At 72.6% G+C, this 20216-nt stretch carries 22 protein-coding genes; 9 read left to right on the forward strand and 13 right to left on the reverse strand.

Annotation, left to right across the window (positions count from 1 at the left end; genetic code table 11):
- Together ACFC8N_RS09485 and ACFC8N_RS09490 are read right to left on the reverse strand one after the other, a co-directional pair.
- A partial coding sequence (locus ACFC8N_RS09485) for a response regulator transcription factor (RefSeq protein WP_376287675.1) occupies positions 1 to 584 on the reverse strand: 584 nt, incomplete at its 3' end.
- Positions 581 to 1840, reverse strand: coding sequence for an ATP-binding protein (locus tag ACFC8N_RS09490; protein ID WP_356020360.1), 1260 nt, complete (start codon positions 1838 to 1840; stop codon positions 581 to 583). The genes ACFC8N_RS09485 and ACFC8N_RS09490, both read right to left, overlap by 4 nt.
- 179 nt (positions 1841 to 2019) lie before the next feature.
- Here ACFC8N_RS09490 and phoU point away from each other — a divergent pair, with 179 nt between their 5' ends.
- Positions 2020 to 2709 (forward strand): phosphate signaling complex protein PhoU, encoded by a 690-nt coding sequence (gene phoU / locus ACFC8N_RS09495; RefSeq protein WP_356020362.1) that lies wholly within the window; start codon positions 2020 to 2022, stop codon positions 2707 to 2709.
- Positions 2710 to 3089: 380 nt separating this feature from the next.
- Here phoU and ACFC8N_RS09500 read toward each other — a convergent pair whose 3' ends face one another.
- Positions 3090 to 3851, reverse strand: a complete 762-nt coding sequence (locus ACFC8N_RS09500) for a phosphoglyceromutase (RefSeq protein WP_356020364.1) — start codon at positions 3849 to 3851, stop codon at positions 3090 to 3092.
- A gap of 181 nt (positions 3852 to 4032) precedes the next feature.
- Here ACFC8N_RS09500 and ACFC8N_RS09505 point away from each other — a divergent pair, with 181 nt between their 5' ends.
- Positions 4033 to 5337, forward strand: a complete 1305-nt coding sequence (locus tag ACFC8N_RS09505) for an MFS transporter (RefSeq protein WP_356020366.1) — start codon at positions 4033 to 4035, stop codon at positions 5335 to 5337.
- 355 nt (positions 5338 to 5692) lie between these two features.
- Here the strand turns inward: ACFC8N_RS09505 and ACFC8N_RS09510 are convergent, their stop codons facing one another.
- On the reverse strand, positions 5693 to 5902 hold the full coding sequence (locus ACFC8N_RS09510; protein ID WP_356020368.1) for a hypothetical protein: 210 nt from the start codon (positions 5900 to 5902) through the stop codon (positions 5693 to 5695).
- A 479-nt stretch (positions 5903 to 6381) separates the two neighbouring features.
- Here ACFC8N_RS09510 and ACFC8N_RS09515 point away from each other — a divergent pair, with 479 nt between their 5' ends.
- Positions 6382 to 6855, forward strand: coding sequence for a carboxymuconolactone decarboxylase family protein (locus tag ACFC8N_RS09515; protein WP_356020370.1), 474 nt, complete (start codon positions 6382 to 6384; stop codon positions 6853 to 6855).
- A gap of 72 nt (positions 6856 to 6927) precedes the next feature.
- Here ACFC8N_RS09515 and ACFC8N_RS09520 read toward each other — a convergent pair whose 3' ends face one another.
- Positions 6928 to 7368 (reverse strand): DUF2000 domain-containing protein, encoded by a 441-nt coding sequence (locus tag ACFC8N_RS09520; protein ID WP_356020372.1) that lies wholly within the window; start codon positions 7366 to 7368, stop codon positions 6928 to 6930.
- Between the two features lie 49 nt (positions 7369 to 7417).
- On the opposite strand from ACFC8N_RS09520, the gene ACFC8N_RS09525 reads away from it, so the two are divergent.
- A complete protein-coding gene (locus ACFC8N_RS09525; protein ID WP_362816886.1) occupies positions 7418 to 8215 on the forward strand; it encodes an AraC family transcriptional regulator in 798 nt (265 codons plus the stop codon).
- Positions 8216 to 8218: 3 nt separating this feature from the next.
- Here the strand turns inward: ACFC8N_RS09525 and ACFC8N_RS09530 are convergent, their stop codons facing one another.
- Positions 8219 to 8719: a YbjN domain-containing protein gene (locus ACFC8N_RS09530; protein WP_376287679.1), complete on the reverse strand. Its 501-nt coding sequence runs from the start codon at positions 8717 to 8719 to the stop codon at positions 8219 to 8221.
- Positions 8712 to 10049, reverse strand: a complete 1338-nt coding sequence (mshA, locus tag ACFC8N_RS09535) for a D-inositol-3-phosphate glycosyltransferase (protein WP_356020379.1) — start codon at positions 10047 to 10049, stop codon at positions 8712 to 8714. The genes ACFC8N_RS09530 and mshA overlap by 8 nt, the downstream gene beginning before the upstream one ends.
- A 264-nt stretch (positions 10050 to 10313) precedes the next feature.
- Between mshA and ACFC8N_RS09540 the strand changes: the two genes are divergently transcribed.
- The 4 genes from ACFC8N_RS09540 to ACFC8N_RS09555 all read left to right on the forward strand — a co-directional run bounded on the left by ACFC8N_RS09540 (position 10314) and on the right by ACFC8N_RS09555 (position 14833).
- The gene (locus ACFC8N_RS09540; RefSeq protein ID WP_356020381.1) at positions 10314 to 11027 is read left to right on the forward strand and encodes an LAETG motif-containing sortase-dependent surface protein; all 714 of its coding nucleotides are present in this window, start codon (positions 10314 to 10316) and stop codon (positions 11025 to 11027) included.
- 61 nt (positions 11028 to 11088) lie between these two features.
- On the forward strand, positions 11089 to 11901 hold the full coding sequence (locus ACFC8N_RS09545) for a class I SAM-dependent methyltransferase (RefSeq protein WP_376287682.1): 813 nt from the start codon (positions 11089 to 11091) through the stop codon (positions 11899 to 11901).
- A gap of 224 nt (positions 11902 to 12125) precedes the next feature.
- A complete protein-coding gene (locus ACFC8N_RS09550) occupies positions 12126 to 13211 on the forward strand; it encodes an NlpC/P60 family protein (RefSeq protein ID WP_376287684.1) in 1086 nt (361 codons plus the stop codon).
- A gap of 317 nt (positions 13212 to 13528) precedes the next feature.
- On the forward strand, positions 13529 to 14833 hold the full coding sequence (locus ACFC8N_RS09555) for a PP2C family protein-serine/threonine phosphatase (protein WP_376287686.1): 1305 nt from the start codon (positions 13529 to 13531) through the stop codon (positions 14831 to 14833).
- Positions 14834 to 14892: 59 nt separating this feature from the next.
- On the opposite strand, the gene ACFC8N_RS09560 is transcribed toward ACFC8N_RS09555, so the two are convergent.
- The 6 genes from ACFC8N_RS09560 to ACFC8N_RS09585 all read right to left on the reverse strand — a co-directional run bounded on the left by ACFC8N_RS09560 (position 14893) and on the right by ACFC8N_RS09585 (position 19465).
- Entirely contained in the window at positions 14893 to 15219 is a 327-nt protein-coding gene (locus ACFC8N_RS09560; protein ID WP_376287752.1) for a DUF2516 family protein, read from the reverse strand.
- 130 nt (positions 15220 to 15349) lie between these two features.
- Positions 15350 to 15946, reverse strand: coding sequence for a hypothetical protein (locus tag ACFC8N_RS09565; protein WP_356020392.1), 597 nt, complete (start codon positions 15944 to 15946; stop codon positions 15350 to 15352).
- Positions 15947 to 16025: 79 nt separating this feature from the next.
- Positions 16026 to 16517, reverse strand: coding sequence for a helix-turn-helix transcriptional regulator (locus ACFC8N_RS09570; RefSeq protein WP_356020394.1), 492 nt, complete (start codon positions 16515 to 16517; stop codon positions 16026 to 16028).
- Between the two features lie 87 nt (positions 16518 to 16604).
- Positions 16605 to 17468, reverse strand: a complete 864-nt coding sequence (locus tag ACFC8N_RS09575) for an RNA polymerase sigma-70 factor (protein WP_376287688.1) — start codon at positions 17466 to 17468, stop codon at positions 16605 to 16607.
- Positions 17465 to 18043, reverse strand: a complete 579-nt coding sequence (locus tag ACFC8N_RS09580) for a carboxymuconolactone decarboxylase family protein (RefSeq protein WP_356020398.1) — start codon at positions 18041 to 18043, stop codon at positions 17465 to 17467. Before ACFC8N_RS09580 ends, ACFC8N_RS09575 begins: the two co-directional genes overlap by 4 nt.
- Before the next feature lie 84 nt (positions 18044 to 18127).
- Complete coding sequence (locus ACFC8N_RS09585) at positions 18128 to 19465, reverse strand: PLP-dependent aminotransferase family protein (protein WP_376287754.1); 1338 nt, start codon at positions 19463 to 19465, stop codon at positions 18128 to 18130.
- An 80-nt stretch (positions 19466 to 19545) separates the two neighbouring features.
- Between ACFC8N_RS09585 and ACFC8N_RS09590 the strand changes: the two genes are divergently transcribed.
- Positions 19546 to 20184 carry a LysE family translocator gene (locus ACFC8N_RS09590; protein ID WP_356020403.1) on the forward strand — a complete coding sequence of 213 codons (639 nt, stop codon included), beginning with the start codon at positions 19546 to 19548 and terminating at the stop codon, positions 20182 to 20184.
- Positions 20185 to 20216 lie beyond the last annotated feature (32 nt).

A 20216-nucleotide genomic window follows, 5' to 3' on the forward strand; every position in this document is an offset into this window, starting at 1 on the left:
ACGTCGAGGGTCTTGGTGTCGCCCACGTAGTCGGCGCCCCAGACGCGGTCGATCAGCTGCATGCGGGTCAGGACGCGGCCGGCGTTGCGGAGCAGCATCTCCAGGAGGTCGAACTCCTTGAGCGGAAGGTCGACCTTGGAGCCGGCCACCGTCACCACGTGGCGGTCGACGTCCATGCGGACCGGGCCCGCCTCCAGCGCGGCCGGGGTGACCTCCTCCGGCTCGCCACGGCGGCGGAGCACCGCACGGATGCGGGCGACCAGCTCGCGGGACGAGAAGGGCTTGGTGACGTAGTCGTCGGCTCCTATTTCGAGGCCCACGACCTTGTCGATCTCGCTGTCCTTGGCGGTCACCATGATCACCGGGACGTTGGAGCGGCCGCGCAGCTGACGGCACACCTCCGTACCGGGCAGGCCCGGCAGCATCAGGTCGAGGAGGACGAGGTCGGCGCCGTTGCGCTCGAACTCGTCGAGTCCGTCGGGCCCGGTGGCCGCCACAGCGACCTCGAAGCCCTCCTTGCGGAGCATGTACGACAGGGCGTCGGAGAAGGACTCCTCGTCCTCGACGACGAGCACTCGGGTCACGGAAGGACCTCCGGGGCGGGAAGCGGTTCGTACGGGGATGATTCGGTGGAGCCGCCGGCCTCGTCATCGAGGTCGGGGTCCGGGTGCTGACCGGCACGATCACGGGCCACGCCCGCCTCCGGCAGTCTCAGGGTGAACGTGGAGCCCTGGCCTTCGGCGCTCCAGACCGTGACCTCCCCGCCGTGCGAGGCGGCCACGTGCTTCACGATCGCGAGACCCAGACCGGTGCCTCCGGTCGCCCGGGAGCGGGCGGGGTCGACGCGGTAGAAGCGCTCGAAGATGCGGTCCTTGTCCTTGTCGGAGATGCCGATGCCCTGGTCCGTGACGGCGAGTTCGATCATGTCGCCACCGGGTGCGGAGACCCGGCGGGCGGCTATGCCGACGCGGGTGCGGGCCGGGGAGTAGTTCACGGCGTTCTCGACGAGGTTGCCGAGGGCGGCGGCCAGCTGGCCGCGGTTGCCCCAGACGTGCAGGTCGGCGGTGCCGCCCGCGGCCATCGTGATCTGTTTCGTACCCGCCTGGTGGCGGCAGCGGTCGACGGCCTCGGCGACGAGTTCGTCCACGCGGACGGGCTCGGCGTCCTCCAGCGGATCGTCGTTCTGCACGCGGGACAGGTCGATGAGCTCCTGGACCAGGTTGGTCAGCCGGGTCGCCTCGATCTGCATGCGGCCCGCGAAGCGCTGCACGGCCTCGGGGTCGTCGGAGGCGTCCATGACCGCCTCCGAGAGGAGGGACAGCGCGCCGACGGGCGTCTTCAGCTCATGGCTGACGTTCGCCACGAAGTCACGCCGGACCGCCTCGATCCGGCGGGCCTCGGTCAGGTCCTCGACCAGCAGCAGGACCAGACGGGAGCCGAGCGGGGCCACGCGCGCGGAGACGGCGAGGGCCTCGCCGCGTCCGGTGCCGCGCCGGGGCAGGTCCAGCTCGACCTGGCGTATCTCGCCGTCACGTCTCGTGTCCCTCGCCATCTGGAGCATGGGCTCCACGGCGAGCTTGCCGCCGCGCACCAGCCCGAGGGCGTACGCGGCGGAGCTGGCCTTGACGACGGCGTCGGCCTCGTCGAGGACGACGGCCGAGGAGCGGAGCACGGACAGCACGGTGTCCACGCCGGGCGGGAGTACGGGATCGGTGTGCAAGGAAGTCCTGGTCGGTCGCTTCTGGTCGCGTTCGCTCCAGCGGAACGCCAGCATGGCGATGACGCCGGTGAGCACCCCGGCGATCGCTGCCGCTGCGGCGACCGCCGCGTTCACGTCCATGCATCCAGGTTAAGCAGGGCGTACGACATACCCACAGCCGTCCAAGGGCGACCTCGAACACTCGTCGCCCAGAGTTCACCTTGGAGCCAGTGTTGGTTCACTTGAGATGGCGGAAACGGACGCGTGCGGACCAGAACGTGGGAGCGTGGGACCAAGCACACCTATGAGAGGGAACCCTGATGCGGGACGCGTACCACGAGGAACTTGACTCGATCGGCGATGGTCTGGTGGAGATGGCCCGGCTGGTCGGGTCGGCGATCGGGCGCGCCACGACGGCCATCCTGGACGCCGACCTGAAGCTCGCCGAGAGCGTCATCGAGGCGGACCAGAAGGTCGACGAGCTCCAGCACGACCTGGAGGCCCGGGCGATAGCCCTGCTGGCGCGGCAGCAGCCGGTGGCGACCGACCTGCGCATCGTCGTCACGTCGCTCCGCATGTCCGCCGACCTGGAGCGCTCCGGCGACCTCGCCCAGCACGTGGCGAAGCTGACCCGGCTGCGCTTCCCCGAGCGCGCGGTCCCGAACGACCTGCACGCCACGATCCTGGAGATGGGCCAGCTCGCGCAGCGCCTGATGGCGAAGGCGGCCGAGGTGATCATCACGAAGGACGTCGACCTCGCGCTCCAGCTGGAGCAGGACGACGACGAGATGGACCTGCTGCACCGCACGCTCTTCCAGCACCTGATCGACGAGCGCTGGAAGCACGGCATCGAGACGGCGGTGGACGTCACCCTGCTGGGCCGCTACTACGAGCGCTACGCCGACCACGCCGTGGCCGTCGCCAAGCGCGTGGTCTACCTGGTCACGGGCGAGCACGCGGACGAGCTCCAGCCGGACATCCAGCCGGTGACGGGCGTCGAGGGCGCCTGACCGGGGCCCTCCGGGGCTTGCGGGGGTGACCGGCGGGAGCGTGCGAGCGCCACTGTGCGCCGTTGATGCGCCCTGGGAAGCGGGCATGAAATGGGCGAGGGCATCCCTGCCCCAGCGTCCAGGAGGGACCCATGGCCGAATCCCCCAGCACCACGCCAGACCCCACTCAGGAGCGCGAGACCGACCAGCCCGCCGAGACCAGGAGCCTTCCGCTGTTCGGTGCGTGCGGCTGCGGCTCGGGCTGCGGCTGCGGCTGCCAGTCGGGCAATCCCTGCCAGTGCGGCTGACGGACCACCCGGAATAGGGCACAAACACCTGGGGCCGGTGTGAATCGAATTCACACCGGCCCTGTGGTGTAAGGGGTCGCCCTACTTCTCGCCCTACTTCTTCTTGCCCTGGTTCTTGACCGCCTCGATCGCGGCTGCGGCCGCCTCGGGGTCGAGGTAGGTGCCGCCCGGGGTGATCGGCTTGAAGTTCTCGTCCAGCTCGTAGGCCAGCGGGATGCCCGTCGGGATGTTCAGGCCCGCGATGTCGGCGTCGGAGATGCCGTCCAGGTGCTTGACCAGGGCGCGCAGCGAGTTGCCGTGGGCCGCGACCAGGACCGTGCGGCCGGCCAGGAGGTCGGGGACGATGCCGTCGTACCAGTAGGGGAGCATCCGGACGACGACGTCCTTCAGGCACTCCGTGTCCGGGCGCAGCTCCGGCGGGATGGAGGCGTAGCGGGCGTCGTGCGCCTGCGAGAACTCGGAGTCGTCCGCGAGCGGCGGGGGCGGGGTGTCGTACGAGCGGCGCCAGAGCATGAACTGCTCCTCGCCGAACTCGGCCAGCGTGGCCGCCTTGTCCTTGCCCTGGAGGGCGCCGTAGTGGCGTTCGTTCAGGCGCCAGCTGCGGTGGACCGGGATCCAGTGGCGGTCGGCGGCTTCGAGGGCGAGCTGCGCCGTGCGGATCGCGCGCTTCTGGAGGGACGTGTGGACCACGTCGGGGAGAAGACCGGCGTCCTTCAGGAGCTCGCCGCCGCGGACTGCCTCCTTCTCGCCCTTCTCGTTGAGGTTGACGTCCACCCAGCCGGTGAACAGGTTCTTCGCGTTCCACTCGCTCTCGCCGTGGCGGAGGAGGATCAGCTTGTACGGTGCGTCGGCCATGGGAAAGAGCGTAATCCACCCGTTCGGGGCGCCGCCCCGCCCGGCCGGTGGGTGGACGGTTGACGGGGTCTGTTAATCGAGTGGCAACCGACGGACCGGCTCTGTAACTTGTGCCTGCCGCTTGCGCCGCTTACATCGCCCTCACGTCCGGGGCGTCGTCCATCCACGGGGGTCCGCTGTCATGCCCGCAACCAGTCTCAGACGTGCCGCCCGGGAGACCGTCTCCGGGCTCCCCCGTGAGTTCTGGTGGCTGTGGACCAGCACCCTGGTCAACCGGCTCGGCGCCTTCGTGGCCACCTTCATGGCCCTGTACCTGACGCTCGACCGCGGCTACTCCGCCTCGTACGCCGGTCTCGTCGCCTCGCTGCACGGGCTCGGCGGAGTCGTCTCCTCGCTGGGCGGTGGCGTCATGGCCGACCGGCTGGGGCGGCGGCCGACGCTGCTCATCGCCCAGACGGCCACCGCCGCCTCCGTCGCGCTGCTCGGTTTCATGACCGACCCGGTCGCCATCGCGGCCGTCGCCTTCCTCGTCGGCATGGCCTCCAACGCCTCCCGGCCGGCCGTGCAGGCGATGATGGCCGACCTCGTCCGGCCCGAGGACCGGGTGCGGGCGTTCTCCCTCAACTACTGGGCCATCAACCTCGGGTTCGCCGTCTCCTCCACGGCCGCCGGGTTCATCGCCGAGTTCAGCTATCTCGCCGGGTTCCTGATCGAGGCCGGGATGACCCTGGCCTGCGCGCTCGTCGTCTTCCTGAAGGTGCCCGAGTCCCGGCCGGAGACCGCGGACAGCGAGGACGCGGAGGAGGCCGTCAGCCTCGGGACCGTGCTGCGCGACGGGCGGTACATGGCCGTCGTCGGGCTGTCCTTCCTCGTCGCGCTGATCTTCCAGCAGGGGGCCGTGGGACTGCCGGTGGCCATGGGCCGGGCCGGGTTCTCGCCCGCCGACTACGGCCTCGCCGTCGCCGTCAACGGCGTCCTGATCGTCGCCCTGCAGATCCCGGTCACCCGGTTCATCGAGCACCGCGACCCACGCACCCTGCTGGTGCTCTCCTCGATCCTCGCCGGGTACGGCTTCGGGCTCACCGCCTTCGCCGGATCGGTCGGCGTCTTCATGGTCACCGTGTGCGTGTGGACTCTCGCCGAGATCGTCAACGCGCCCACCCAGACCGGCCTCGTCGTCCGGCTCTCGCCGGTCCACGGGCGCGGCCGCTACCAGGGCGTCTACACCCTGTCGTGGTCCGTCGCCGCGCTGGTCGCCCCGCTGATGTCCGGCGCGGTCATCGACCGCTGGGGCGCGCAGTGGCTGTGGGCGACGTGCGCCGCGGTGGGAACGGTCGCGGGCCTGGGGTACGGGGTGCTCATGCGGGGACTGCCGAAGGAGACCCCGACAGCACCTGCACCGCCGCCCGGGAACCCGGGACGCGAGGACATAAGCACCGAGCGCGCGGGCGCCGAGGACACGGCGACCGAGGTCCGCGCCGCCTGAGCGGTCCGGGCGGACCGGATGGTCTCGGCGGGCCGGGCGGTCTGGGCAGGCCGGGGAAACGGCCGCCCCCGTCAGGACCGAGGGCGCGGGAGGGCACAGGGACCGAGGGCACGGTGGCTGGGGCCCGACACCTGAGGCCCGGCCGGACGGAGGCCCGGCAGACGGAGGCGCGGCGGACGAGGCTCAGAGGGCGAGGACGCCAGGGCCGAAGGCACGGGGACGCGACCACGACGGCCGGAGGCGCGGCCGCCGAGGCTCGCGCCGCCTGAGCCGTACGGGCAGGGCCGCACCGCGTCGAGCCCCCTGGCTGCGCGGTCAGGCGCGGGCAGGGGGCTCGGTGTGGCGATCTGGGTGATCAGAGGGAGATGTTGACGCCGACGTGGCCGTACTGGCCGAGGACGCCCTGCACCTCGCCCGTGACGCCGTTGAGCTGGGACAGCACCTCGGTGCTGGTGACGGTCGTGGCGCCGAGGGAGGCACTCGCCTCGGGGCTCAGGCCGCCGGCGACGGAGTCGAGGTCGGCGTCGGAGATCTCGGCGGTCTGAACCTGGTGAGCGGAGTTCATGGGGAAACTGCCCTTCGCATGGATGGTCCACAGGGGGAAGCGGCGCCGCTGGGGACAGACGGTGAGCCGCGGCCGCGGGCGTGCGCCGGCCTTTTCAGGGCACCTCGGCGCGGTCCCGACGGTGCCAGCGATACAACCACGGAGCGCGCCGGAGCAGCCAGTCAATCACCGCTCCCACCTGGCCAATTGGCTGCTCCCGTCGTCTCATTCGTGCGGGCGCGCTCACGCGACGCGGGCGGTTTCTCCACACCTCCCGTCACACAGGCACCCCACAGCTCTTGCCACCGCCGCGCCAACCACGACAACTCCGCACCAAGGGGAACCGAGGCAGGCCGCCCGCCCGGCAGTTGCGTGCGCGCTGTGCAGATTCGGCGCCGGACCGCGGGAGCAGTGATGGGCGTCACATTCGCTCGTGTCACATCTCGGCGAGCCCGCCCGTCAGAGGTGTGCAGTCATCGACGACCACACAGGAGCAGATCATGGAAGCGCGTCTGAACCTCTTCGGCAACCCGCTCGCCACCAAGGCGATCAAGCACCTCAACGCGGTGGGCACGGTGGTCGCGGAGTCCGGGCTGCCCGCCGCCACGCAGGAGTTGGTGAAGATCCGGGCCAGCCAGATCAACGGCTGCGGATTCTGCACCGATATGCACACCAAGGACGCGACCGCCGCCGGTGAGACCGCGCAGCGGCTGCACCTGGTCGCCGCCTGGCGGGAGGCCAAGGTGTTCACCGAGGCCGAGCGGGCCGCCCTGGAGCTGGTGGAGGAGGGCACCCGGATCGCCGACGCGGCCGGTGGCGTCCCGGACGAGGTGTGGGAGAACGCCGCCAAGCACTACGACGAGAACCAGCTCTTCGGCCTGATGACGCTGATCGCCCTCATCAACGCCTACAACCGGCTGAACGTCATCGTCCGGATGCCCGCCGGCGACTACCAGCCGGGCCAGTTCAAGTAGTCACCCGAGGGTGCCGGAGGGGGCGCCCCGCCCGCGCGGGCGCACCTCGCGGACGGACCGCACGGACGCACCTCACGGATGCATCCGCGCCCCCTTCAGCACCTTGTCCACCCCGCTCCGCGGGCCGTGCACCGCCAGCCCCACCAGGTCCAGTTCCGCCGTCGGCACGGCACGCACCGCCGCCCGGTTGTCGCGGTCGTTGCCCGTCGTGAACAGGTCCGCGGTGAAGACGGCCCTGGGCAGGGCGCGGCTCAGCGCCCTGGTGTGGGCCGCCTTCAACGTCTCCTTCGTACCCTCGAAGACCAGCACCGGCTGGCGGAACATCGGCAGGTACCCGACCCCGTCCGCGTCCTCGTACGGCTCGCCGATCACCTCGGGAACCTGGCTGCCGAGGCCGCTGACCAGGAACGCGGTGACGTTGAGGCGCTGCCAGGGCTCCAGGTCCTCGCGCAGCAGCACGGCGATCTTCGTGTCGAAGCGTACGGGCCCGGGACTGATCGGTTCGGTGTTCATGCAGTGAGACTGCCGGGCGGCCGGACCGCGGGTCTTGTACGTTCTTAACGTGGCCGACCGGCAGGAAGTCTCCGCCTGGCGCCCGCGCGTCCCGGGTGTCGTGGAGGTCTTCCACGCCCACTTCACCGAGTACGCCTATCCGATGCACGTCCACGACGCCTGGACGCTGCTCATCGTGGACGACGGGGCCGTACGGTACGACCTCGACCGGCATGAGCACGGCACCCCGCTCGACACCGTCTCGCTGCTGCCGCCGCACGTGGCGCACAACGGCTCGCCCGCCACCCCGGACGGCTTCCGCAAGCGGGTCGTCTACCTCGACAGCAGCCTGCTGGGCGAGGACCTGATCGGGGCCGCCGTCGACACGCCCGATCTGCGCGATCCGGTGCTGCGGCAGCGCGTCGGGCGACTGCACTCCGCCCTCGCCCGGCCCGGTGACGAACTGGAGGCGGAGAGCCGGCTGACCCTCGTCGGGGAGCGGCTGCGGGACCATCTGCGGCGGCGCACGGACGTGCCCCCGTACCGTCCGGATCCGGTACTCGCCCGCCGGCTGCGGGAGTTGCTCGACGCCCGGGTCGTCGACGGGATCCGGCTGGAGGAGGCCGCGCGGTCGCTGCACGCCCATCCCGCCCATCTGGTGCGGGCGTTCAGCGGGGCGTACGGCATCGCCCCGCACCAGTACCTCATGTCGCGGCGGGTCGGGCGGGCCCGGCGGCTGCTGCTGGACGGGCTCGCGCCGGTCGAGGTGGCGGCCGTCACCGGATTCTTCGACCAGGCCCATCTCACCCGGCACTTCAGGAGGCTGGTCGGGGTCACCCCCGGCCGCTACCGGCTCAGCGCGCGCTGAGCGTCAGTCCGCAGGGCGTTCGATCAGATGGCTGAACGCGTCCAGGTTCCGCGTCGACTCGCCCCGGGACACGCGCCAGGCGTACTCCTTGCGGATCGAGGAGGCGAAGCCCAGCTCCAGGAGGGTGTTGAAGGCGCCGTCGGCCGCTTCCAGGACCTGGCCGAGGAGGCGGTCGATCTCGTCGGGGGTGACCGAGGCGAGGGGCAGGCGGGCGGTGACGTAGACGTCGCCGAGGCGGTCGACGGCGTAACTCACGCCGTACAGCTTGAGGTTGCGCTCCAGGAGCCAGCGGTGGACGCCCGCCTCGTTCTCGTCGGGGTGGCGGACGACGAAGGCGTTGAGGGAGAGCGAGTGGCGGCCGACGAGGAAGGAGACCGTGGTCGAGAGCTTGCGGGTGCCGGGGAGCTTGACCACGTAGTTCCCGGGCTCGGGGCTCTCCCACTCCAGCTCGACGTCCTCCAGGACGCCCTCCAGGACCTGCGCGGTCTTGTCCACATCACCCATGGGGCGAGCGTACGCGACGGCGGTGGGACTGGGTCGCGGCCGCGTAGACCTCGGCGGTGGCGGCGGCCGCCGTGTCCCAGCCGAAGGACTGCGCGTGCCGGGCGGCGGCCCGGCCCATGGTGGCGGTGAGCGCGGGCTCGTCGGCGAACCGGCGCAGCACGCGCGCGTAGTCGGCCGGGTCGTGGCCCTGGACCAGGAAGCCGGTCGCGCCGTCGCGCACGGCCACCGGCAGCCCGCCGACCGAGGCGGCCAGCACCGGCGTACCGGCCGCCTGCGCCTCGATCGCGACCAGCCCGAAGGACTCGCTGTACGACGGCATGACCAGCATCGACGCGGCCCGGAACCAGTCCGCGAGCTGCTCCTGGCCGACCGGCGGGCGGAACCGTACGACGTCCGCGATGCCGAGCCGCGCCGCGAGCTTCTGCAGCCCCTCCGGCTTGGCGAGCCCGCTGCCGCTCGGGCCGCCGACGATCGGCACGAGGATGCGCGAGCGCAGCTCGGGGCGCTCGTCCAGCAGGACGGCCACGGCGCGCAGCAGCACGTCGGGGGCCTTCAGGGGCTGTATGCGGCCCGCGAAGAGCGGGATCAGGGCGTCCTGCGGCAGGCCCAGGCGCAGCCGGGCGGCGGCGCGGCCGTCGGCCGGGCGGAAGCGGTCGAGGTTCACGCCGGGGTGGACGACGGCGACCTTGGCGGGATCGGCGTCGTAGTGCCGGACCAGTTCGTCGGCCTCCTCCGCCGTGTTGGCGACGAGGCGGTCGGCGGCGGCCACGATCTGGGTCTCGCCGATGACGCGGGCGGCGGGCTCGGGGGTGTCGCCGGCGGCCAGGCTGGCGTTCTTGACCTTGGCCATGGTGTGCATGGCGTGCACCAGGGGCACGCCCCAGCGCTGGGCGGCGAGCCAGCCGACGTGGCCGGAGAGCCAGTAGTGGGAGTGGACGAGGTCGTAGTAGCCGGGGCGGTGGCCGGCCCAGGCCTGCATCACGCCGTGCGTGAAGGCGCACAGCTGGGCGGGCAGGTCCTCCTTGTTGAGCCCCTCGTAGGGGCCCGCGTCCACGTGCCGGACGAGGACGCCGGGGGCCAGCTGGACGGTGGGTTCGAGGCCGCCGGAGGTGGCGCGGGTGAAGATCTCGACCTCGATGCCCTGCGCGGCGAGGCGCTGGGCCAGCTCCACGATGTAGACGTTCATGCCGCCGGCGTCGCCGGTGCCGGGCTGGTGGAGCGGGGACGTGTGCACGGAGAGCATGGCGACCCGGCGCGGCCTGCGGTGCAGCCGGAGCCGGGGGGCGGTCGCCGGAGAGCGGCGCCCGAGCCTGCTGACGTACTGGCTCACCTGGCGTTCCTCCTGGGCTGCGGGCATGCCTGCCGGAGGGCCTGCCGCGCCCTCCAAGGGGGTGCAACAGCGGGCGGGGGCGCTGTCATTTCCCGATCGGACCGCTTTACCCAATCATGACCTTCCAGCGGTCAACCATCGGGGTGGGCGCCAGACCCGCACGCGGCGCCTCTTTACTCGTGGCGGAAACCTCTTAGGACAAGGCTTGACCTGCTGCGATACAACCTTTGACAGCATCTGCGCGGGGCATGTACACGCTTCCTCGTGCTCCGTTCCCGTCACCTCACCAGGGCGGCGCGTGCCATCGGCACGTCGGCCGCCGCGGCCGCCCTCTCCGTCGCCGCCGCCCAGTCCGCGCTCGCCTGCGACATCGCCGACTTCACCGCCGCCCCGGCCTGCGACAGCGCGGGCAAGCCCGTCGTCCGGGTCACCGACAAGGACGCCTCCGGCACCCCCGCCACGCTCACCCTGAAGATAGAGCTGAGCATGCCGGGCGGGGAGCGGGACGTCGACACCGGCACCATCGGGCACCCGACCGCGCAGGGCGCGAGCGTCGACCTGCATCCCCTGGACTGGCACGCCGGGCAGACCTTCGTGGTCCACGTGAAGGCGGGCGACAGCGTCGACGAGGACCTCAAGCCCCCGGTGGTCGTCCCGGACGACTTCACCTGCACGCCCGCCGGCGGCTCCGCCCCCTCGGCCTCCCCGACGCCGTCCGCCCCCGCGTCCTCGGCGGCGCCGTCCGCGCGCCCCTCTTCGGCGGCCTCCGCCGTCCCGGCCCCGGCCCGCAGCGGCAGCCCGGCCGCCTCGCCGGTGGCGAGCGGCGCCCCGTCGCCCGCGGGCGGGGGGACCCGCCTCGCCGAGACCGGTGCGTCCAGCGGCACCCCGCTGATCGCCGGTGCGGCGGCCGCGCTGGTCGTGGTGGGCGGCGGCATCGTCCTCGTCCTGCGCCGCAAGGCCGCGCAGCGCTCCCGCTGACCCCCGACCCCGGGCGCCCGGCCGACGGAGTTCGGCCGGGCGCCCGCTTACCCTCGTAGGCATGACAGCCCGCGCAGCCTCCCGCCCTGTCGGAACGGTGACGCGCGGGACGACCAACCCGAACCGGCTGCGCCGCATGGACCGGTGGATCGGGGCCACGCACGGCGCCGAGCTGCGGCGCGCCGCGGACCCGCTCGCGATCGACCTCGGCTACGGCGCCGCGCCCTGGACCGCCGTCGAACTGCTCGGCCGGCTGCGGACCGTCGCGCCCCGCGCGCGTGTGGTCGGCGTCGAGATCGAACCGGAGCGGGTGGCGGCGGCCAGGCCGTACGAACGCGACGGGCTGGTCTTCCGGCACGGCGGCTTCGAGATCCCCGTCGCCGGGCGCCCGCTGCTCGTCCGGGCCGCCAATGTGCTGCGCCAGTACGACGAGGACCAGGTCGCGGCCGTCTGGGAGCGGCTGTGCGCGCGGCTCGCCCCGGCGGGCGCCGGCTCGCGCGGCGGGCTGCTGGTCGAGGGGACGTGCGACGAGATCGGGCGGCGCCACGTGTGGGTGGCGCTCGGCCCGGAGGGGCCGAGGACCGTGACCTTCGCGACGCGGCTGGGCTCGCTGGAGCGGCCGTCCGACCTCGCCGAGCGGCTGCCGAAGGCGCTCATCCACCGCAACGTCCCCGGCGAGCCGGTGCACGCCTTCCTGCGCGACTTCGACCGCGCCTGGGCCGCCGCCGCGCCCTACGCCTCCTACGGCGCCCGCCAGCGCTGGCTGCGCGCGGTACGGGACCTGACGGCGGACTGGCCGGTGACGGACTCCCCGGCCCGCTGGCGGCAGGGCGAAGTGACGGTCAGGTGGGGGGCGTTGGCGCCGCGCGGCTGACCCTGGTGTCCGGTGGGACGGCCGGGCGTGGAGGGGAGGGGAACGATCTCCGTGCGTCGTTCGTCACATCGGCGGGGGATCGTCGTACGGCGGCGGGTGCGGGGGGATTGCTTCCTGTGTCGTTTCCATGGGTCTGTCATTGCCTCTGTCGTTTTGCGCCATGACGTGACACGATCCCCGGGCACCGTAAGTTACTGACGGTAAATCAGGTTGGGGGACGTGTGATGGGCTGGGACAAGCGCGGCATGCTGATGGCCGCCGTGACCGTGGTCTGCGCGGTGACCGCGCTGTCGGCACCCGGCACGGCCTTCGCCGCTCCGGCACCCACGCCGAGCGCGACCCCCTCCCCCGCGTCGTCCCCGACTCCCGAGCCCGGCAAGGACCTTGAGAAGGTCCGAGAACAGCTGGACAAGCTCTACCACGACGCGGCCGTCGCGACCGACGCCTACAACGCCGCCGAGGAGCGGACGAAGAAGCAGTCCGCCGAGATCGTCGCCCTGGCCAAGAAGATCGCCACGGGGCAGCAGCGGCTGGAGAGGCTCAAGGACCAGGCGGGCGCGGCGGCCCGGGAGCAGTACCGCACCGGCGGCCTGCCGCCCACCGCGCAGTTCCTGCTCAGCGACGACCCGGGCCAGTTCCTGGACGGCGCCGGGCTGGTGCTCCAGGGCCAGCGGGCGACGAAGAAGCTGATCGGCGAACTGACCGGCACACAGGACGACTTGCAGGCCTACGCCGTCGACGCCGCCGACCGGTGGCAGAAGCTGGACGCCGACCGCAAGACCAAGGCCGACGCCCAGAAGAAGATCGAGCAGCAGATCTCCGCCGCGAAGAAGCTCGAATCCGAGCTGGCGAAGAAGGACCAGGAGCGGCTGGACCAGCTGGAGAACCAGGCCGCGCTGAAGGCCCAGACCGCCTGGCTGGACACCGGCGTCCTCAAGGAGATCAACGCCAAGGCCTCCGAGCAGGGCAGGAAGGCCGTCGCGTTCGCCACCGCCCAGCTCGGCAAGCCGTACGTGTGGGGTGCCGAGGGCCCCGGCTCCTTCGACTGCTCGGGCCTGACCTCCCAGGCCTGGGCGGCGGCCGGCCGGCCCATCCCGCGCACCTCGCAGGAGCAGTGGCAGCAGCTGAAGCACGTCGACATCAAGGACATGCGGCCCGGCGACCTCATCATCTACTTCACGGACGCCAGCCACGTCGCCATCTACATCGGCGACGGCGCCATCATCCAGGCCCCCCGCCCGGGCCGTAACGTCACGATCGCGGGCGCCGGCTCGATGGCGATCCTGGGCGTCGTACGGCCCGACGCGTAGGCCTCACGGCCGGGACACACCCCGCACCCCACCCGCACATCGCCCTCCACACCACACCCTGCGCGTGACCCACGCCATGTGACCCGCCGCACCCCAACCCCCGCCCGAACCCCGGCAGACGTGAGCTTCGTCATCCCGCGGGCCGGGGCGCCCTGTCCAACTGCGGTAGGGAACGCGGCATATGACAGCGGCCTGCGCGGGAGCGACGCGGCTCACACCATTCCATCAGGGCGGGCAGTGCCGCTATGGTCACCCGTCGACGGCCCGAGACCCTCGGCGCCGTCACGCCCTCGGGGGGAGGGAAGGAACCCGACACCATGCCCGTACCCGTACCGCGGCAGAGAGCGATCCCGGCCGTGGAGAGTGGTCAGGCGCAGGAGGCCGCCACCGCAGTCGGCGGCCCCCTCAAGGAAGAGGCCCACCGCGACGCCACGCCCGCCAGCGGCGCCGGCACCACTCTCACGCTGCTGCTGATCGAGGACGATCCGGCCGGCTCGCCGCTGGCGCACGAGTTGCAGGACTCGGCCGGCAAGCCGATCCGCGTGCGCACCGCCCGCAACCTCACCGAGGCCGAGCGGCTGCTCACCGACGACGTCCACTGCATCCTGCTGGACCTCGCGCTGTCCGCGCCCGCCCGCGACGACGCCGACGACGAGCTGGCCGTGCTCAAGCACGTGCTCCGGCTCGCGCCCCGGCACGCCGTGCTCGCGCTGACCGCCTCCGCCGACCCCGAGCGCGGCGCCGAGGCCGTGCGCGTGGGGGCCCAGGACTATCTCTTCCGGGACGAGCTGGACGGCCGGCTGCTGAGCCGCGCCATCCGGTACGCGGTGGAGAGGAAACGTTCCGACACCGCGGAGCGGCGCCTCGCGGAGGGCCGGCTGCGCGCCCAGGAGAACCGCCGGCTGGAGCGCGGGCTGCTGCCCACGCCCCTGCTGGACGGCTCCGAGCTGCGCTTCGCCGCCCGCTACCGCCCCGGCCGCTCCCGGGCACTGCTCGGCGGCGACTTCTACGACGCCGTCCGCACGCCCGACGGCACGGTGCACGCCATGATCGGTGACGTCTGCGGCCACGGCCCGGACGAGGCCGCGCTCGGCGTGGAGCTGCGCATCGCCTGGCGGGCGCTGACGCTGGCCGGGCTGTGCGGGGACGAGCTGCTGAGCACGCTGCAGCAGGTGCTGGAGCACGAGCGCGCCGACGAGGAGATCTTCGCGACGCTGTGCACGGTCGACATCGCGCCGGACGGCCGCAGCGCGGGCCTGTGCCTGGCCGGGCACCCGGCACCGCTGCTCGCCCGTCCCGGGCGGGACGCGACGCTGCTGCCCTACGACAACAACGGCCCCGCGCTCGGGCTGCTGCCCGGGGCGCGCTGGCCGCGGATGCAGGTCGGGCTGGGGGCCGAGTGGAGCCTGATGCTCTACACCGACGGGCTGATCGAGGGGCGGGTCGGCGACGGCGGGGAGCGGCTGGGTCAGGACGGCATGGTGTCGATGATCCGGCGGCAGCTGTCCGAGGGGCTGCGGGGCGAGGCGCTGCTGCGGGCCGCGGTGGCCGAGGTCCGGCAGCTCAACGGGGGCGAGTTGACGGACGACGTGGCGGTCGTGCTGCTGGACCGGACGGTATGAGCGGTACCTCCCCGTAGGAGGTACCGCTCCGTCGCCGGCTGCCGGTCGGGGTGTGCTTGTCAGCGGCCGCCGTTGTACGGCCCGTACGGACCGTCGCTGCTGCTGCCGCGGCCCCGCTTCCGGAAGCCCTTGCCGCCCCTGCCGCCCGAGACCTGCTGGAGGGCCGGGCGGACGTCCACGAAGAAGACGATCGTGGCGACCAGGCCCGCGAGCTGGAGGAAGAGCCAGGGGACGAAGAGGTTCACCGCGACCGCGAGTCCCAGGATGATCAGCCAGAAGCCCTTGTTGTTCTTGTTCGCGGCGCGGTAGGCGTCCTCGCGGAAGATCGCCGCCATCACGAACGCCACGATGGCGAGCGCCAGCATGGCGGTGAAGATCAGCCACATCACTCCGCCGATTGCCGTTGTCAGCACAGTACCCACCACCCGAGTCGAGTCGTCCGTACAGCCACGGTACCCATACAACGGGCCGGACACCCCGAAGGTGCCCGGCCCGGTGCCGGCTCGTCGCGCGCGCTCACTTCGCGGGCGGCGTGGTCTTCTTCGCGGTGGTGCTCTTGCGCGGCGCCGGGGCCTTCTTGGCGGCCGGCTTCTTCTCGGCGGGCGCGGCCTCGGCCTCGGCGGGCTTCGGCTCCTCCTCCTTGACGCCGACCGGCTCGGGCCTGCCCTCGACGGCGATCGCGAAGTCCTCGATGTCCTCGGCGGCTTCGCCGCGCCAGGTCTTGACGGTCTGCTCGCCGTGCTCGGCGACCTTCTCGTAGGTCTCGCGGGCCTTGACGGCGTACTCGGCGGCGACGCCGACACCGCGCAGGGCGAGGTCCTGGGCCTGCTCGCCGAGCTTCTTCAGGTCCACGTCGAGGGTGCCGAGGAACTCGTTGACCTTGGTCTGCAGGGTCTCCTGCGCCTCCTTGGCGCGGGCGGCGGCCTTCTCCTGCACGGCCTTGGGGTCGGTGTTGCGGACGGCCTCGATGCGGGCCGGGGCCTCGGCGCGCAGCTGCTCGACCAGGGCGGGCACCTTCTTGGCCTGCTGGTAGGCGAGGTCGGCGGTACCGGCGGCGAAGTAGAGCGGAGTCGGGTCGCTGAGGGTCTTGCGCAGGTCGTCGGTGATGGCCATGGTGATCTGGTCCTCCCGGATTCGCGTTCGGCTGAGGGTTGGTGTGGTCCGCGGTGGGGCGGCCGGCGCCCTGGTCCGGTTATCCGGCCGTCCGCCGCGGACCGGCATCGACATCGCTTCTGCCGGCCGCGGCGCCGGCGCCGTCCGTGCCGCCGGTGTCGTGGTCCGCGCCCGCCGGGCCGTCCTCGGCCGCGTCGGGCTCGCCGCCCCCGAATCCGTTCTCCTTGCGGAAGGACTCGTAGATCTGGAGCAGCACCTGCTTCTGCCGCTCGTTGAGCGAGGGGTCGGCGAGAATGCCGGCGCGCGTCGCGCCTTCCCGGAGGCGTTCCTCCCCGTCCCGCTCCGCGTCGAGGATGCCGGCGCGCACGTACAGCGTCTCGGCGGAGATGCGCAGGGCCTTGGCGACCTGCTGGAGCACCTCCGCGCTGGGCTTGCGCAGCCCGCGCTCGATCTGGCTCAGGTACGGATTGGACACCCCGGCGGCGTCGGCGAGCTGCCGCAGCGACAGCTGGGCGTTCCGCCGCTGTTCGCGCAGGTACTCACCGAGGTTGCCGACGTTCAGCGATGCCATGCCCCCACTGTGCCCCACCCCTGCTAACAATTGCAAGCACCTTGCTTGCAAAAGTGTGTCGCGGGGTGAGGCACGGGGGCCGGCCGGTCACCGGGACAGCTGCGCCGGTTCGTCGAGGCGGGTCAGCTTGTGCGGGTTGCGGACGACGTAGAGGCCGGTGATGCGGCCGTCGGCCACCGTGACGCTGACCGCGCACGCCTCCCCGTCGAGGTCGATCCGGATCGCCGGTGCGCCGTTGAGCCACACCGGCGCGAAGTCCGACGTGACCTCGCTGGCGCGCGCCAGCAGCCCCGCGACCAGCTCGGCGCCGTGGAACGGCGTCAGCCCGGCGGCCACCACCCCGCCGCCGTCGGTGATCATGACCACGTCGGGCGCCATGACGTCCAGCAGCTCCTGCAGCCGCCCGGTGCGCAGCGCCAGCAGGAAGCGCTCCACCACGGCCCGCTGCTCCGAGCGGCTCACCGTCACCCGGGGCCGCCGGGCCGCCACGTGCGCGCGGGCCCGGCGGGCGATCTGCCGTACGGTGGCGGCCGGCCTGCCGACGGCCTCGGCGATCTCGCCGTACGGCAGGTCGAAGACCTCGCGCAGCACGAACACCGCGCGCTCGGTCGGCCCGAGGGTTTCGAGGACGGTCAGCACCGCCATCGACACGCTCTCCGCGAGCTCGACGTCCTCCGCGACGTCCGGGCTGGTCAGCAGGGGTTCGGGCAGCCACTCGCCGACGTACTCCTCGCGTCTGCGCGCCAGGGTGCGCAGCCGGTTGAGCGACTGCCGGGTGACGGTGCGGACCAGGTACGACCGCGGGTCGCGGACCTCGGCCCGGTCGGCGCCCGCCCAGCGCAGCCAGGACTCCTGGAGCACGTCCTCGGCGTCGGCGGCCGAGCCGAGGATCTCGTAGGCGACCGTGAAGAGCAGGCTGCGGTGGGCGACGAAGGGGTCCTGCGCCGTCATGCCGTCGGAGCCGGGCCGGACGTCACCGGGCGGCCGGCCAGGGGGATCTCGCAGGCGTCCGAGAAGCCCTGCGACTTCACCCCGAGTGCCGCGTTGTTCCTGGTCGAGAAGTTGGCGAAGGCGATCGCCGCCGTCAGCTCGACCAGTGCCGCCGGGCCGAGCCGGTCCAGCAGGCGCGCGGCCAGCGCGTCGGTGACGGTCGGCGGGGTGTCCGTCATGCCCTCGGCGTACTCCAGCACGTCCCGCTCCAGCGGCGTGAACACGTCCGACTCCCGCCAGCGCGGCACCTGGCTCGCCTTGGTCAGGTCCAGGTCCTTGTGCTGCGCGAGGAAGTAGTTGATGTCGAGGCACCAGCTGCACCCGACCTGTGCCGCGACGGCCATGTGCGCGAACGTCTTGAGGCTGTCGTCGGCCATGTCCCACGCGGTCACCCGCGCCCCCATCTCCGAGCTCGCCCGGAAGACGTCGGGGTGGTGGCCGGTGGCCTCAAGGGGTTCGGGCACGAGACCGTACTGCTCGATCATGCTCTCGCTCAGCTCGGCGGAGAGGTCCGCCTTCGGGACACGCAGTGTCATCGTCTTCTCCCGGTACGAACGGTACGAAGGGCTTGTCGCCATGAAGACACCGGTGGGATCCGGGATGTGACACCCCGGCCCGGATCAGTCGGCGACCGCGTCCTCGGGTGCCGTGCGGGCCAGGTCGGCGAGTGTGCCGAGCGCCTGGGCGAGGACGTCGCGCGGGGGCGTGGCGAGGCCCACGCGGACGGCGGCCGGGGCGTGGGCCTCGCCGACGGTGAACGCGGCCGCGGGCACGACCCCGATGCCGAGCCGGGCCGCGGCGGCGACGAACGTGTCCGCGCGCCAGCCGCCGGGCAGCCGCCACCAGCAGTGGAAGGAGCGGTCCTCGCCGCGCACGTCGAACCCGGCGAGCCGCCGGGCCGCGATCTCCTGCCGCACCACCGCCTCCCGCCGCTTGGCGGCCGCCAACTCCGCTGCGGTGCCGTCCTGTTGCCAGCGGTGGGCGGCCTCCAGCGCGAAGCGCATCGGGGTGCAGCCGCTCGCGCGCAGGGCGGCGGAGAGGGTCGGCGTGAGCGCGGCCGGGGCGACGGCGAAGCCCAGGGTCAGACCGGGGGCGAGCCGCTTGGACAGGCTGTCGACGAGGACGGTCCGCTCGGGCGCGTACGCGGCGAGCGGCGGGAGTTCGTCGCGCAGGAACCCCCAGATCGCGTCCTCCACGGCCGGCAGGGCGAGCCGCTCCAGGGTCTCGGCCAGCTCCACGACCCGCCGCTCGGGCAGGGTGAGCGAGAGCGGGTTGTGCACGCGCGGCTGGACGTAGACGGCGTGCAGCGGGGCGGCCGCGTGGGCCCGCGCCAGCGCCTGCGGGACCAGCCCGTCCTCGTCCATGGCCAGCGGGACGAGGGTGATGCCGAGCCGGGCCGCCACGGCCTTGATCACGGGGTATGTCAGCTCCTCGACGCCGAGGCGGCCGCCCGGGGGCACCAGGGCGGCGACGGCGGCCGAGACGGCCTGCCGGCCGTTGCCCGCGAACAGGATCCGCGCGGGGTCGGGGCGCCAGCCGCCGCGGGCGAGGAGGGCGGCGGCGGACTCCCGGACGGCGGGCAGCCCGGCCGCGCCGACCGGCCGCAGCGCGTGAGCGAGGGCGTCCGGGCGCAGCAGCCCGCCGAGCCCCTCGGCGAGCAGGGCGCTCTGCTCGGGTACGACGGGGTGGTTCAGCTCCAGGTCGATCCGGGCGAGCGCCGGTTCGGTGAGCGCGGGGGCGGGGCCGTCGGGCGTCGCGCGCACGAACGTGCCGCGGCCGACCTCGCCCACGGTCAGGCCGCGCCGGGCCAGTTCCCGGTACACGCGCGTGGCGGTGGAGCCGGCGATGCCGTGCCGCCTGGCGAACGCGCGCTGCGGGGGCAGGCGGTCGCCGGGTCGCAGGGTGCCGGCGCGGATCTCCTCGGCCACGGCGTCGGCGACGCTCCGGTAGTCCTTCACGGCACTCACCCCACCACACCATTGCACCGAGCGCAATCTTTTGATTGCACCGAGGTATTGAACTGACCTACGCTCGCCGCATGATCGAACCAAGTGGAGTGTTCGGCGTGGGCCTGGTGGCGCTCGGCATGGTCCTCACGCCCGGCCCGAACATGATCTATCTCGTCTCGCGCAGCATCACCCAGGGCCGCCGGGCCGGGATGATCTCCCTCGGCGGGGTCGCCCTCGGCTTCCTGGTGTACCTGCTCGCCGCGAACCTGGGCCTGTCGGTCGTCTTCACCGCCGTACCCGGGCTGTACGTCACGGTGAAGCTGGCCGGCGCCGCCTACCTCGCGTACCTCGCCTGGAACGCCCTGAAGCCGGGCGGCGTCCCGGTCTTCGCCCCGCAGGACGTGTCGCACGACTCGCCGCGCAGGCTCTTCACGATGGGCCTGATGACGAATCTGCTCAACCCGAAGATCGCCATCATGTACGTCTCCCTGATCCCCCAGTTCATCGACCTGGGCAAGGGCCACGTGCTGCTCCAGGGGCTCCTGCTCGGCTCGGTCCAGATCGTGGTGAGCATCGCGGTCAACCTGGCCATCGTGCTCGCCGCCGGCACCATCGCCGTCTTCCTCGCCCGCCGCCCCTCCTGGCTCAGGATGCAGCGCTGGGTGATGGGCACGGTGCTCGGCGGACTCGCCCTCTCCCTGGCCGCCGACACCTCGGGTCCCGCCTAGGGCCTCTCGAAGCCGTCAGGATTCGAGAAGCG

This window comes from Streptomyces sp. NPDC055966 (assembly GCF_042269865.1).
GTDB lineage: Bacteria > Actinomycetota > Actinomycetes > Streptomycetales > Streptomycetaceae > Streptomyces.

What these genes read in the sequence shown, in the direction of transcription:
- ACFC8N_RS09490 (WP_356020360.1), bottom strand. Translation starts at nt 1,840, where the DNA reads ATGGACGTGAACGCGGCGGTCGCCGCAGCGGCAGCGATCGCCGGGGTG.
- ACFC8N_RS09505 (WP_356020366.1), top strand. Translation starts at nt 4,033, where the DNA reads ATGCCCGCAACCAGTCTCAGACGTGCCGCCCGGGAGACCGTCTCCGGG.
- ACFC8N_RS09590 (WP_356020403.1), top strand. Translation starts at nt 19,546, where the DNA reads ATGATCGAACCAAGTGGAGTGTTCGGCGTGGGCCTGGTGGCGCTCGGC.
- ACFC8N_RS09520 (WP_356020372.1), bottom strand. Translation starts at nt 7,368, where the DNA reads ATGAACACCGAACCGATCAGTCCCGGGCCCGTACGCTTCGACACGAAG.
- ACFC8N_RS09570 (WP_356020394.1), bottom strand. Translation starts at nt 16,517, where the DNA reads ATGGCATCGCTGAACGTCGGCAACCTCGGTGAGTACCTGCGCGAACAG.
- ACFC8N_RS09515 (WP_356020370.1), top strand. Translation starts at nt 6,382, where the DNA reads ATGGAAGCGCGTCTGAACCTCTTCGGCAACCCGCTCGCCACCAAGGCG.
- ACFC8N_RS09565 (WP_356020392.1), bottom strand. Translation starts at nt 15,946, where the DNA reads ATGGCCATCACCGACGACCTGCGCAAGACCCTCAGCGACCCGACTCCG.
- ACFC8N_RS09575 (WP_376287688.1), bottom strand. Translation starts at nt 17,468, where the DNA reads ATGACGGCGCAGGACCCCTTCGTCGCCCACCGCAGCCTGCTCTTCACG.
- phoU (WP_356020362.1), top strand. Translation starts at nt 2,020, where the DNA reads ATGCGGGACGCGTACCACGAGGAACTTGACTCGATCGGCGATGGTCTG.
- ACFC8N_RS09555 (WP_376287686.1), top strand. Translation starts at nt 13,529, where the DNA reads ATGCCCGTACCCGTACCGCGGCAGAGAGCGATCCCGGCCGTGGAGAGT.
- ACFC8N_RS09510 (WP_356020368.1), bottom strand. Translation starts at nt 5,902, where the DNA reads ATGAACTCCGCTCACCAGGTTCAGACCGCCGAGATCTCCGACGCCGAC.
- ACFC8N_RS09500 (WP_356020364.1), bottom strand. Translation starts at nt 3,851, where the DNA reads ATGGCCGACGCACCGTACAAGCTGATCCTCCTCCGCCACGGCGAGAGC.
- ACFC8N_RS09560 (WP_376287752.1), bottom strand. Translation starts at nt 15,219, where the DNA reads ATGTGGCTGATCTTCACCGCCATGCTGGCGCTCGCCATCGTGGCGTTC.
- ACFC8N_RS09530 (WP_376287679.1), bottom strand. Translation starts at nt 8,719, where the DNA reads ATGGGTGATGTGGACAAGACCGCGCAGGTCCTGGAGGGCGTCCTGGAG.
- ACFC8N_RS09545 (WP_376287682.1), top strand. Translation starts at nt 11,089, where the DNA reads ATGACAGCCCGCGCAGCCTCCCGCCCTGTCGGAACGGTGACGCGCGGG.
- ACFC8N_RS09580 (WP_356020398.1), bottom strand. Translation starts at nt 18,043, where the DNA reads ATGACACTGCGTGTCCCGAAGGCGGACCTCTCCGCCGAGCTGAGCGAG.
- ACFC8N_RS09550 (WP_376287684.1), top strand. Translation starts at nt 12,126, where the DNA reads ATGGGCTGGGACAAGCGCGGCATGCTGATGGCCGCCGTGACCGTGGTC.